Below are 13,428 nucleotides of genomic sequence, written 5' to 3'. Positions count from 1 at the left end.
GATTATGTTGAGATGACCCAACAAGCCATTAGCCAAATTCTCATTTCTCTACAGCAGCAGTTTGAGTCTCCACAAACTGCTGTACATGAACAAACGCTCATTGATTTAGTTGATTATTTACGTCCCGATCAACCACATGATCCCATCGAAGCGCGCAGTAAGTTTGATTGTCTAATTCAAGCCTTGCTACAAACACCACAAAGTATTATTGCACTACAACAATACTTATTGTGCTTGATGACACAATATCATCAAACTAAATTATACGCCGATAGCGGTATTCTATCTTTAGATGGTTTTTGGAATCAGCTTGGACAACGCTTTGTTTCACACATTTTACCCCCTCTGAATGATCAGACCCAATTACAGAATTTATTAGAAAAAGTCTTTCATCTTCCTACTGACCGCTATTGGTTAGAGCAAATTGAAATTCAGCAATGGCGAAGATTTTTTCAACTTTTTAATGGTAATCAACAACATCAAACACAGAAAAAAAATTTAAAGCTAGATCTCATTAAAGCAATTAATGTGTTGAGCTATCGGATTAGTGGGATTGGTTTATTTCCTGAACTGATTTATGCAGAACCCAAACTGACCGAGTATGAGTCTCCTTTTATTGCCCAAAACCGAGAAATTGTCGGTTTTATTGATAAGTTTAATGCAGTTTTACTGCATGCCAATCAGGTCAGTGTCTATAGTCCACCCGATGCAGCACCAGCATTTGTGATGATTGAACAATGTAAAACCATTGTCGCCAATATCCGTAAAGCAACAAAACGTATCGGCGTTAGTCTAAATCTGACCTATTTATTGACTGTACTTGAGCAAAGTCTAGAACGTCTTGAATTACTTTTAAAATTATTACAAGACACAGGACATAACCGTGCCGATGCGATCCGTGAGCTAATTTCCAATTTAGTCACAGCAAATCATAATGAAAAGAGTGTAGGAGCTTTGCTTTCAGCAAACAGCGAATTGCTTGCTTTCCAAGTCACCGAAAATGCAAGCAAAACAGGTGAACATTATGTAAGCAGTGACAAAAAAGGCTTTTTTGCTATGTACCGTGCCGCAGCTGGCGCAGGCTGTATCATCGCACTCATGGCGACTCTGAAAGTATTACTAGCACGCCTCAGTCTTGCACCCTTTAGTCATGCACTGAGCTATAGCCTCAATTATGCTTTTGGTTTCGTCTTTATTCATATCCTGCATTTTACTGTTGCTACAAAACAACCTGCTATGACCGCTGCTGCACTTGCTGCAACCGTACAACACCGCAAAGGCTCTCGTACCGCACAGTTAGCGGAATTGGCGGAGTTAATTGTCAATATTATCCGCACTCAATTTATTGCAATTTTAGGCAATATCTCTATTGCGATTCCCACTGCGGCAGTGATTACCCTATTTTGGCAAAATGTGTTACATGAGCCGTTACTGAAACATGCCAAAGCAGCCGAGCTATTACACAGTCTAGACCCCTTTACCTCTCTAGCTATTCCGCATGCTGCTATTGCAGGCGTCTGCTTGTTTTTATCGGGTTTAATTGCAGGCTATTTTGACAATATGGCGATCTATCGCAAACTTGGCCCTCGACTTAAAGCACATCATGGCTTAAAACGCTGGTTAGGTGAAAAACGTCAACTTAAATTTGCCGATTATATTGAACGTAATTTAGGTGCGCTTTCAGGGAACTTTCTGTTTGGATTTATGCTCGGAAGTATGGGAACTATAGGTTTTATTTTAGGTTTACCCTTAGACATTCGACATATTGCATTTGCTTCTGCCAATCTAGTTCAAGGCTTAATGTCAATTAATGAATCACCTGATTTAGGTTTGATCTTAATTTCAAGTTTTGGGGTGCTTTTGATTGGACTCACCAACTTATTTGTCAGCTTTTCACTCACGATTATTGTCGCTCTACGCGCCCGCCAAGTTCGTTTTGAACAATGGAAACCACTTGCCAAGTTAGTTGTGACTCATTTTGTGACCCGACCGATCGATTTCTTCTGGCCACCGAAAAATTTGGCTGAAAACAGCACTTCAAACAAAAATGAACGTTGATTGTTCAGATTTTTCAAAGAGACTCAGTCATGCTTTTTTGTTATGTTTGTTTGCTTAGTGTTAAAAAAAACTTGAAATAAAATTACTATAAATTTTCAGGCTTGAAAAAAAGTGTACTGGAAAGTACACTTTACTTCCTAAAAATACCAATGTTTGGTAATCCAAATTGCTAGGTTTCTGCATGCCGTATCTAATGCTTTGTATTGGCTGTGTTTTTTTTATTTTCAGTGTCAGTGCACTGAATTTTATGCACACTCAAATCTTAGATCATCAGATTGTCAACGTTTTGAGTGTGCATCGAATTGAGTGGTTGAATCCTATTGCAAAAAGCTTGTCTTACTTAGGTGGCATGCCTTTTGTATTAATTTTTACGACACTTTGGTGTGTTTATTGGTTACGTCTTCGACAGTATGCAACAACCTTTATGATCATTTTGGCAGTCAGTGGCAGTATCGTTTTAGGTTGGCTTCTTAAATGGTACATTGATCGTCCACGCCCTGCCGTGTTCTATCATATGGTCAATAGCTATGGTGCATCTTTTCCGAGTGCTCATAGTGTTTATGCAGCAACCCTAGCCAGTCTTGCAATTTTGCTTTATCAACAACATTCATATTCTCGTAGCATCTGCCTGATGTCTTTTATCTGGTTCATATCTATGGGAATTTCCAGAGTATATTTAGGCGTACATTATCCAACAGATGTATTGGCAGGTTGGGGCATCGGCTTTTTATGGGTCGCTCTGATTTGGCTTGGATTCACACGAATTCATCAATGTAAAAAGCAATTTCATTTTTAGAAAAAAATCTAAAAGAGGTGGAAGAATGATGTCAGCTAAGCTTTGGGTTCCTACCCTTACTGCTTGCGCATTAGCAACAAGTATTGCACTTGTTGGTTGTAGCAATGACAAAAAGGATGCGCAGCAAGCTGCTGCTTCCCAACAAGCACCAATGGTTGAAGTTGGTGTAGTGGTTGCACAACCGCAAAATATAGAGAAAACCGTTGAACTCGCAGGGCGAACATCGCCTTATGAGGTTTCAGAGGTTCGCCCTCAGACAGGTGGGGTAATTTTAAAACGCTTATTTGCTGAAGGCAGTTATGTCAAAGCTGGGCAACCCCTTTACCAAATTGACTCTCGTGCTAACCGTGCCAGTGTAGAAAACTCTAAAGCATCTTTGCTTCAACAAGAAGCAAACTTGAATAGCTTAACCACCAAGATGAATCGTTATAACCAATTGGTTGGCATTAATGCGGTTGCTAAACAGGATTATGATGACCTTGTGGGTGAAGTTAAAGTTGCCAAAGCTCAAGTCGAAGCAGCACGTGCAGCATTAGATACAGCTCAAATCAATCTTGGATATTCAACCATTCGCGCACCGATTTCAGGTCAAACTGACCGTTCATCGTTCACTGCGGGTGCACTTGTCACCGCAGGACAAAGTGATGCTTTGGTTAAAATTCAACGCTTAGATCCAATCTATGTCGATATTACTCAATCAAGTAGTGACTTATTGCGTCTACGTCAAGAGTTGAAAAAAGGCAGCTTAGATAATAGCAACAACGCCAAAGTCAAACTCAAACTCGAAGATGGCAGTACCTATGCCAATGAAGGTAATCTCGCATTTGCTGATGCCAGCGTAGATACCAGCACAGGTAGTATTACGATTCGTGCTGTATTCTCAAATCCAGATCATTTACTACTTCCTGGTATGTATACAACTGCACAAATTGTGGAAGGTATCGTTCCAAATGCTTACCTGATCCCACAATTAGCGGTTTCTCGTAATGCAACAGGTCAAGCGAGTCTGTTTGTCGTGAATGCCAAAGGCGTTGTGGAAAGCCGCAATGTTGAAACCTCAGGCTCACAAGGTCAGAACTGGATTGTGACTTCTGGCTTAAAACCAGGTGATAAAGTGATTGCGGATGGCGTTGCGAAAGTCAAAGTCGGTCAACAAGTTAAAGCTACACCTTATCAAGCACCTGCTGCTGCACCAACAGTACCAAGCAATCCTGTTGCGCCTGCCGCTGCTACAAAACAGTCAAATGCATCTAAACATGAAGCACAAAACCATGCTTAAGGGGTAGATTGAATGGCTCGCTTTTTTATTCATCGCCCAATCTTTGCATGGGTGATTGCATTGGTCATTATGTTAGCGGGGGTAATCACGCTAACACAAATGCCAATTGCACAATATCCTACAGTTGCTCCTCCGAAAATTACCATTTCAGCAACATATCCTGGAGCATCTGCGGAAACCATTGAAAATACGGTTACGCAGGTCATTGAACAACAGCTTAACGGCTTGGATGGCTTGCGTTACATTAGCTCACAAAGCTCATCAAACGGTTCTGTATCGATTGCGGTCAACTTTAAACAAGGTGTTGACCCAAACATGGCGCAAGTACAGGTACAAAATAAGTTGCAGACTGCAACCGCATCGTTACCTGAGGCTGTACAACGTCAAGGTGTTACCGTTAAAAAATCAGGTGCAAGCTTCTTGCAAGTTGTTGCATTTTACTCACCAGATGACAGCTTAAGTGGCGCATACATCAAAGACTATGTAAATTCACATATTTCTGAACCACTTAGCCGTGTTGCAGGTGTTGGTGAAGTTCAAGTGTTCGGTGGTCAATATGCGATGCGTATTTGGCTAGATCCAGCCAAACTGACCAACTATCAATTGACTCCAAGTGATGTCAGCACGGCACTTGAAGCGCAGAATACTCAAGTTTCTGTAGGTCAGTTAGGCGGCTCTCCTGCGGTGAGTGGTCAAGTCATCAATGCCACTGTGAATGCACAAAGCTTATTGCAAACACCAGATCAGTTTAAAAACATTATTCTGAAAAATACCACTTCAGGTGCTCAGGTGCGTTTGGGTGATGTTGCTCGTGTTGAACTTGGCGCAGAAGACTACCAATTTGATTCTAAATACAATGGTAAACCTGCGGGTGGTGTTGCTATCCGTTTAGCAACAGGTGCAAATGCCTTAGATACGGCAAATAACGTCCAAGCGGCTTTAGCGAAGTTGCGTCCCAACTACCCTGCGGGTATGAAAGATACGATTGCTTTTGACAGTACACCGTTTATTAAACTTTCGATTGAAAACGTTGTTCATACACTGATTGAAGCAATTGTCTTGGTATTTATCGTGATGTTCCTGTTCTTACAGAACTGGCGTGCGACGATTATTCCAACCTTAGCTGTACCTGTCGTGGTCTTAGGAACATTTGCAATTATCAACCTGTTTGGCTTCTCAATTAACACCCTGACCATGTTTGCGATGGTACTGGCGATTGGTTTGTTAGTTGATGATGCAATTGTGGTGGTGGAAAACGTTGAGCGGGTGATGCAAGAAGAGCATCTCGATCCTGTTACAGCGACTGAAAAGTCGATGGGGCAAATTACAGGTGCATTGATTGGTATTACCAGCGTCTTAACTGCCGTATTTATTCCAATGTCGTTCTTTAGTGGAACAACAGGGGTGATTTACCGTCAGTTCTCAATTACGCTTGTCACTGCCATGATCCTCTCTTTGATTATCGCACTGACCTTTACGCCTGCGCTTTGTGCAACCGTTTTAAAACAGCATGATCCCAATAAGCCACAAAGCAACAGTATCTTTGCACGCTTCTTTAGAGGATTTAACAGCGGTTTCGACAAGCTGTCTCAACGCTATCAAAATGGCGTGAACCGTATGACACATAACAAAGTGTTTTCAGCGGTTTTCTATGCCATTGTGATCGGTTTATTGGGCTTCTTGTTCAAATCATTACCTACTGCATTTTTACCAGAGGAAGACCAAGGTGTGGTCATGGCTTTGGTACAATTGCCAAGTAATGCCTCATTAGAACGTACTGACAAAACTTTGGACACCATGACCGATTATTTCTTAAATAAAGAAAAATCGAGTGTGGCTTCTGTATTTAGTGTGGCGGGCTTCTCGTTCACAGGTACAGGACAAAACCAAGGGATTCAGTTCGTTAAACTGAAAGACTGGAGTGAACGTACCACACCAGACACCCAAATTGGAGCTTTGGTCGGTCGTGCTATGGCACTTAATGGCATGATCAAAGATGCATCCATGATCTTCCCATTACAACTTCCTGCGATGCCTGAACTTGGTACAAGTTCTGGATTTGACTTCATGTTGAAAGACGTCAATGGTCAAGGGCATGCCAAATTACTTGAAGCGCGAAATGCAATTTTGGGTATGGCCTCTCAAGACAAGCGTCTGATGGCTGTACGTCCAAATGGTATGGAAGATACTTCACAGTATAAAGTTCAAATTGACCAAGCCAAAGCTGGGGCAATGGGCGTGAGTCTGTCAGATATTAACAACACCATGAGCATTGCTTGGGGGGGTAGTTATGTCAATGACTTCCTTGACCAAGGTCGTATCAAGAAAGTTTATCTACAAGGTGATGCACCAAGCCGTATGATGCCTGAAGATTTGAACAAGTGGTATGTGCGTAACTCAGCAGGTACGATGGTTCCATTCTCAAGCTTTACTACAGGTTCTTGGACTTTTGGTTCACCACGTCTAGAACGCTATAACGGCGTATCATCTATGAACATTCAAGGTGCGCCAGCAGCGGGTGTGAGTTCTGGTGAAGCGATGCAAGCCATGCAGGAAATTATGCAAAAATTACCAGCAATGGGCTTAAAAGGCTTTGACTACGAATGGACAGGCTTATCGCTTGAAGAACAAGATTCTGGCAAACAAGGTCCATATCTATATGCTTTGTCATTGCTGATTGTTTTCCTATGCTTGGCAGCTTTGTATGAAAGTTGGTCTGTACCATTCTCAGTATTATTGGTTGTTCCATTGGGTGTGATCGGTGCATTAGCCCTGACTTTTGTTGGTCTGCTAATTCTGAAAAACCCGAATCTTGCCAATAACATCTACTTCCAAGTGGCGATTATTGCAGTGATTGGTCTCTCCGCGAAAAATGCGATCTTGATTGTTGAGTTTGCCAAAGAACTGCAAGAAAAAGGTGAAGAACTGTTTGAAGCAACCATGCATGCTGCAAAACTGCGTTTACGCCCAATCGTAATGACCACATTAGCCTTTGGTTTTGGGGTCTTGCCACTCGCCATTTCAACTGGTGCGGGCGCAGGTAGTCAGCACTCCGTTGGTTATGGTGTATTGGGTGGTGTCATCAGTTCAACATTACTTGGTATTTTCTTTATTCCTGTATTCTTCGTTTGGATTCGTAGTATCTTTAAATATAAACCAAAGAATACGCACATTCAGGAGCATAAATCGTGATGCAAAATATATGGTCTCTTACAGGTCGTAGCATTGCCGTCTCCACACTTGCACTTGCTTTGGCAGCCTGCCAAAGCATGCGCGGGCCTGAGCCTGTAGCAAAACCTGATATTCCAAATCAGTTTGCATCGCAAGCAGCAACAGGAACTTCTGTTGCTGAGCAAGGCTACAAAGATTACTTCTCAGATCCTCGCCTGTTACAAGTGATTGAGATGAGTTTGGAAAATAACCGTGATTTACGCACTGCAGCATTGAATATTCAAAAAGCGCAGTTGCAATATCGTGTTACAGAACTCAATCAACTCCCGACAGTGGGTACAGATGTTGACTATGCTCGTGGTAAAACACTCAGCTCAAGTTTAAGAACCGTTTCTACCTATCAAGTGGGTTTAGGTGTTACCTCTTATGAACTTGATTTTTGGGGACGTGTCCGTAGCTTAAAAGATGCAGCACTTGACACTTACCTGTCGACTCGCGCAGCCAAAGACTCGACCCAAATCAGTCTAATCAGCCAAGTCGCTGAGGCATGGGTGAGCTATTCCTATGCCAATGCCAATCTCAAACTGGCTAAGCAAACCCTCAAAGCACAGCAAGAATCATATAATCTCAACAAAAAACGCTTCGATGTGGGTATTGACAGCGAAGTGCCACTTCGTCAATCACAGATTTCTGTTGAAACCGCACGTAGTGATGTTGGCAACTATCAGACCCAACTCGAACAAGCCAAAAACTTGCTCGATGTCTTGGTTGGTAAAATTGTTCCGAATGAGTTATTGCCAACCGATACTGTGAAACAAATTACCTCACAGAAAGTATTGGCAGCAGGCTTACCAAGTGATTTGCTGAACAACCGTCCTGATATTATCTCTGCTGAATACCAACTTAGCTCAGCAGGTGCAAATATCGGTGCAGCAAAAGCAGCAATGTTCCCAACCATTAGCCTGACTGCAAATGCAGGTTTTGCGAGTTATCAGTTGAGCGATTTGTTTAAGTCAGGCTCAACCGTTTGGCAATTTGCACCTACGCTTGACCTGCCAATCTTTGACTGGGGCACACGTAAAACCAATGTCAAAATTTCAAAAGTCGATCAAGAGCTGTATTTGACGGCTTATGAAAAAGCCATTCAAATGGCATTCCGTGAAGTGAATGACGTTTTGGCAACCCGTGCACATATCAATGAACGTTTGGCAGCACAGCGCAGCTTGGTTCAAGCCACCAACAAGAACTATCAACTTTCAACGGCTCGCTTCCGTGCAGGAATTGATAACTACTTGACGGTACTAGATGCACAGCGTTCCAACTACTCTGCGGCACAAGGTCTACTGACACTTGAACAAACCAATCTGAACAATCAGATTGAACTTTATAAAACACTTGGTGGTGGTGTAAAAGCCAACACTTCAGATGAAGTAAAGTACCCTGCTTCAAGTGCCGAACGTAATCAGAAAAAATAATTCTCCCCATAAGAAAGCCCACGTTAACGTGGGCTTTCTTACATTTTCACTTATTTCACTTGCGCTTTACGAATCTGTTTATACAAAATGCTCGGTGCTAGACGCGATAACATTACACCCAGTTTTTCCTTACGCCCACCAATCACAATATATTCCTGTTTTTGCAGTAATGCTTTTACAGTCTGCTCAGCAAATTCATCGGCATCTAAACCCTGCTCAATCGCTTCATCTTGAAAACCTTGTGCTTCACCGTTACCTGTCAAGGCATTCAGCGACACATTGGTTTTGACAAAACCAGGAAACACTACAGATACATCAATCCCCTGTGCAGCGACTTCCGCACGTAAACTGTTTGCCCACATATGAATCGCGGCTTTGGCTGCCGAATACGTCGCACGATATTGTGTTCCGATCAATCCTGCCACACTGGAAATAAACACCACATGACCAGACTTCTGCTTCAGTAAAGTCGGTAAAACGGCTTTGGTCATAGCCACATGGGCAAAATAATCCACTTCCATGATTTTTCGTTCAGTTTCCATTGAGGTGTCTTGAATCAATGCACGCTGACTCAAACCTGCATTATTGATCAGCCAGTCGATTTTGCCTTTTTCGGCCAAAACCTGCTGTAAAGCCTGCTCAATTTGCAGCGCATTGGTAATATCTAGCGGTACACATAAATGCTGGTCTTGATTGGGTAGCAATGCTTTGACGCGTTGCAACTCACTGTCACGGCGCGCAGACAAAACCAGTTGCGCACCTAATTCAGCAAAAGCAATCGCCAAAGCCTGCCCAATGCCAGAAGATGCCCCTGTAACCCAAACCACTTGATCTTGCAGATTTTGTGCTTTCATCATGTACCTGTCGTTTAATGTGTATCACGAATCAAAAATTTCAGAAAATGATCGATATAATAGGGCGCAACATGTAAATCCACTTCATTCCCCAGTCCCTGCAAACGCTTATAGCCCATGTGCGTGGTCATTTGAATCACGCCATTTAAGGTTTTATCGACTACAAAATTAAAATCAAGCATTTCTTTGGGAATACGAATCAGATGTGTCACCCCTTGGTCAATAATTTCAGTCAGTGCATGAAAAGCAGGACTGATCTGACTGGCATCACCCGCCTGAATCTTTTCAATGAATGTTAAAGTTTGCTCAACCAGTGCATCGGTTACAGGATAGCGTAAAAACACCTGATCCTGTTCCACAACAATACATTTCGCAAAATAATTAACAATGCCCGCCAAACGCGCATTACTGAGCAGCGCCACCGACCACGGTAAATATTTTTTTAAGGCATCGAGCACATGCTGCACGACTTTTTCAGACTCTTGAGCGATCTTATGTCCTTCTGGACGCTGTACACGCTGCTTTTGCTGCATCAACAAATCGACAAATACCTGTTGAATAATTTGTACGGCAACATCGGCAAGAAGCTGCCCCAATTCATGTGCCAGTTTATGTTTGGTGGCAGCATTGAACTGCTGCTGTAATGTCAAAAACTCTGCATAACTTTGCGGGTTGACCTGCAAACTGACCACATACCCCATAGAAAATCCTGCTTCGAACATCCAATTTATCGCTTAACTGAACATTGTCGCATGATATGCCGCAGATTGCCGACGCTTTGTAGCTTAATCTTGTGGATTTTTTTGCTACAATGAAACCAATTTTTTTTGCACTTTTGATCTGTTAACTATGACTGACGCAACTGCGAATTCCGCTCAGAATATTGCTACAACTTACGATCCTACCGAGATCGAGAAAAAATGGTACCAAACTTGGGAAGAGAAAGGCTACTTTAAGCCCTCTCAGCAAGGTGAATCATTCTGTATCATGATTCCGCCACCCAACGTCACTGGTAGCTTGCACATGGGTCATGGTTTTAACAATGCCATTATGGATGCCTTGACCCGCTACAACCGTATGTCAGGTAAAAATACCTTGTGGCAACCGGGGACTGACCATGCGGGTATCGCAACACAAATGGTGGTTGAACGCCAACTTGCCGCGCAAAATATCAGCCGTCATGACTTGGGTCGTGAGCAGTTCATCGACAAAGTTTGGGAATGGAAAGAACAGTCTGGCGGTAACATTACCCGTCAAATCCGTCGCTTAGGTTCTTCTGTAGACTGGTCTCGTGAACGCTTCACTATGGATGAAGGTTTATCCAATGCAGTCAAAGAAGTTTTCGTAAAACTGCATGAAGACGGCTTGATTTACCGTGGTAAACGTCTGGTGAACTGGGACCCGAAACTGCAAACTGCGCTGTCTGACCTAGAAGTTGAGTCAGATAAAGAAGAAGCAGGTTCGCTATGGCATTTCAAATATTTCTTTGAAGATAAAAACCTACGCACGCACGATGGTAAAGATCACATCGTTGTCGCAACCACGCGTCCTGAAACATTGCTCGGTGATACTGCGGTTGCAGTTGCACTTGATGATGAACGCTATACGCACCTTGTCGGTCAGAACATTATTCTGCCGATTACAGGTCGTGCCGTTCCAATCGTGAAAGATGAATATGTTGATAAAGAATTCGGGACAGGCTGTGTAAAAATTACCCCTGCACACGACTTCAATGACTATGAAGTGGGCAAACGCTGTGAATTGCCAATCATCAATATTTTCAACAAAAATGCCGAAGTATTGGCTGAGTTTGAATACATTGCCAAAGCGGGCGAGCAAATTTCTAAAACCATCGCTGCACCAGCAGAGTACGTTGGTTTAGAGCGTTTTGCTGCACGTAAAAAATTGGTTGAACAAGCAGAAGCGGAAGGCTGGTTAGACCAAATTCAACCCTATACCTTGAAGCCACCACGCGGTGACCGTTCAGGTGTGATTGTTGAACCATTATTGACCGATCAATGGTATGTAAAAATCGCACCACTGGCTGAGCCTGCAATTGAAGCAGTGAAAGATGGTCGCATCAAGTTCGTACCAGAGCAATACAGCAACATGTACATGGCATGGATGAACAACATTCAAGACTGGTGTATTTCACGTCAGCTTTGGTGGGGTCACCGTATTCCCGCTTGGTACGATGCACAAGGCAATGTCTTTGTCGGTCGTGACGAAGCTGAAGTCCGTGCGAAAAACAACATTCCTGCTGATGTTGCATTGAGCCAAGACGAAGACGTACTGGATACATGGTTCTCTTCTGCGCTGTGGACATTCTCGACCTTAGATTGGACAGGTGATGCCAAAAAAGATGCGGAAAACTATTTCCTCAAGACTTTCCACCCGACAGATGTATTAGTCACTGGTTTTGACATTATCTTCTTCTGGGTTGCGCGCATGATCATGATGACCATGCACTTCATGAAAAATGAAGATGGCACGCCACAAGTTCCGTTCAAAACTGTGTATGTCCATGGTTTAGTCCGTGATGGCGAAGGTCAGAAGATGTCTAAATCTAAAGGTAACGTACTTGATCCATTAGACCTGATTGATGGTGTAGACCTTGAAACCTTGGTACAAAAACGTACTACGGGTTTGATGAACCCGAAACAAGCGGCGAAGATTGAAAAATCAACCCGTAAAGAATTCCCAGAAGGTATTCAAGCTTACGGTACAGACGCGGTTCGTTTCACTTTCTGTGCGCTTGCCAACACGGGTCGTGACATTAAGTTTGATATGAAACGTGTTGAAGGTTACCGTAACTTTGCCAACAAAATCTGGAACGCGACCCGTTTCGTGATGATGAATGTTGAAGGTCAAACGATTGGTGCCGAAGCGCGTCCTGATCTTTGGGAATTGCCTGAACAGTGGATCATCAGCCGTTTACAAAAAGCGGAAGCAGCGGTTCAGCAAGCCTTTGCAACGTATCGTTTAGACTTGGCTGCACAAGCGATTTATGACTTCATCTGGAATGAATACTGCGACTGGTATGTAGAGTTGACCAAGCCAGTGCTGAACGATGCTGAAGTGTCAGAAGAGCGTAAAGCCGAAGTTCGTCGTGTGTTATTGGCGGTGATGGAAGCATCATTACGTTTAGCACACCCAATTATGCCGTACTTGACTGAAGAAATTTGGCAAACGCTTGCACCAATGCTAGGTATTCAAGGCGAAACCATTATGCTTGCGCAGTACCCTGTGGCGAACCCTGAGCGTGTAAACGAACAGGCTGAAGCAGATATGCAATGGCTGCAAGGTTTAATTGGTGCGGTGCGTAACATCCGTGGTGAAATGGGCTTAGGTAATGCGCGTTTATTACCAGTGTTGCTTCAAAACACCACTGATGCTGAAAAAGCACAGATCACCCGTATTGAAGCATTGTTTAAAGCTTTAGCAAAAGTGGAAAGCATTACATTCTTGGCTGATGCTGAACAACCACCATTGTCTTCTTCATCTGTTGTGGGTCACGTATCTGTATTCGTTCCAATGAAGGGTTTAATTGACCCAAAAGCGGAATTGGGTCGTTTACAAAAAGACTTAGACAAAGTACAAAAGCAGCATGACCAAATTGCAACTAAACTGGGCAATGAAGGCTTTGTGGCAAAAGCACCTGCGGCTGTAGTTGAAGGTGAAAAAGCGAAATTGGCTGAGTTTGCTGACCAGTTAGCGAAGATTAAAGCGAATATGGAGCAGATTGCAGCACTTTAACGTGTTGTTAGTTTGATTCAAAAATCCCCTCAATTGAGG

General features: G+C 43.0%; 7 protein-coding genes and 1 pseudogene. 6 read left to right on the top strand and 2 right to left on the bottom strand.

Going from position 1 to position 13,428, the window contains the following annotated elements:
- Positions 1-12: 12 nt before the first annotated feature.
- From LVY74_RS12495 to adeC, 5 genes and pseudogenes are all read left to right on the top strand, one after another.
- Positions 13-2,058 carry a site-specific recombinase gene (locus tag LVY74_RS12495; protein WP_237815346.1) on the top strand — a complete coding sequence of 682 codons (2,046 nt, stop codon included), beginning with the start codon at positions 13-15 and terminating at the stop codon, positions 2,056-2,058.
- Between the two features lie 181 nt (positions 2,059-2,239).
- Positions 2,240-2,893, top strand: a pseudogene (locus LVY74_RS12490) (phosphatase PAP2 family protein).
- Positions 2,880-4,133: an efflux RND transporter periplasmic adaptor subunit gene (locus LVY74_RS12485; protein ID WP_237815344.1), complete on the top strand. Its 1,254-nt coding sequence runs from the start codon at positions 2,880-2,882 to the stop codon at positions 4,131-4,133. The pseudogene LVY74_RS12490 and the gene LVY74_RS12485 overlap by 14 nt, the downstream one beginning before the upstream one ends.
- A 12-nt stretch (positions 4,134-4,145) precedes the next feature.
- A complete protein-coding gene (locus tag LVY74_RS12480; protein WP_237815343.1) occupies positions 4,146-7,325 on the top strand; it encodes an efflux RND transporter permease subunit in 3,180 nt (1,059 codons plus the stop codon).
- A complete protein-coding gene (gene adeC / locus LVY74_RS12475) occupies positions 7,325-8,779 on the top strand; it encodes an AdeC/AdeK/OprM family multidrug efflux complex outer membrane factor (RefSeq protein WP_237815342.1) in 1,455 nt (484 codons plus the stop codon). The genes LVY74_RS12480 and adeC overlap by 1 nt, the downstream gene beginning before the upstream one ends.
- A gap of 50 nt (positions 8,780-8,829) precedes the next feature.
- Here the strand turns inward: adeC and LVY74_RS12470 are convergent, their stop codons facing one another.
- Both LVY74_RS12470 and LVY74_RS12465 read right to left on the bottom strand, forming a co-directional pair.
- A complete protein-coding gene (locus LVY74_RS12470) occupies positions 8,830-9,636 on the bottom strand; it encodes an SDR family oxidoreductase (RefSeq protein ID WP_237815341.1) in 807 nt (268 codons plus the stop codon).
- A gap of 11 nt (positions 9,637-9,647) precedes the next feature.
- Positions 9,648-10,334, bottom strand: a complete 687-nt coding sequence (locus LVY74_RS12465; RefSeq protein ID WP_237815340.1) for a hypothetical protein — start codon at positions 10,332-10,334, stop codon at positions 9,648-9,650.
- A 148-nt stretch (positions 10,335-10,482) separates the two neighbouring features.
- Here LVY74_RS12465 and LVY74_RS12460 point away from each other — a divergent pair, with 148 nt between their 5' ends.
- A complete protein-coding gene (locus LVY74_RS12460; protein ID WP_237815339.1) occupies positions 10,483-13,389 on the top strand; it encodes a valine--tRNA ligase in 2,907 nt (968 codons plus the stop codon).
- Positions 13,390-13,428: the final 39 nt, after the last annotated feature.

The organism is Acinetobacter sp. ME22 (genome assembly GCF_022012315.1).
GTDB lineage: Bacteria > Pseudomonadota > Gammaproteobacteria > Pseudomonadales > Moraxellaceae > Acinetobacter > Acinetobacter brisouii_A.
This window is presented reverse-complemented; position numbering and strand designations above follow the sequence as displayed.

Coding starts and splice junctions, on each gene's coding strand:
- LVY74_RS12465 (WP_237815340.1), bottom strand. CDS start 10,334: ATGGGGTATGTGGTCAGTTTGCAGGTCAACCCGCAAAGTTATGCAGAG.
- adeC (WP_237815342.1), top strand. CDS start 7,325: ATGCAAAATATATGGTCTCTTACAGGTCGTAGCATTGCCGTCTCCACA.
- LVY74_RS12485 (WP_237815344.1), top strand. CDS start 2,880: ATGATGTCAGCTAAGCTTTGGGTTCCTACCCTTACTGCTTGCGCATTA.
- LVY74_RS12495 (WP_237815346.1), top strand. CDS start 13: ATGACCCAACAAGCCATTAGCCAAATTCTCATTTCTCTACAGCAGCAG.
- LVY74_RS12480 (WP_237815343.1), top strand. CDS start 4,146: ATGGCTCGCTTTTTTATTCATCGCCCAATCTTTGCATGGGTGATTGCA.
- LVY74_RS12460 (WP_237815339.1), top strand. CDS start 10,483: ATGACTGACGCAACTGCGAATTCCGCTCAGAATATTGCTACAACTTAC.
- LVY74_RS12470 (WP_237815341.1), bottom strand. CDS start 9,636: ATGATGAAAGCACAAAATCTGCAAGATCAAGTGGTTTGGGTTACAGGG.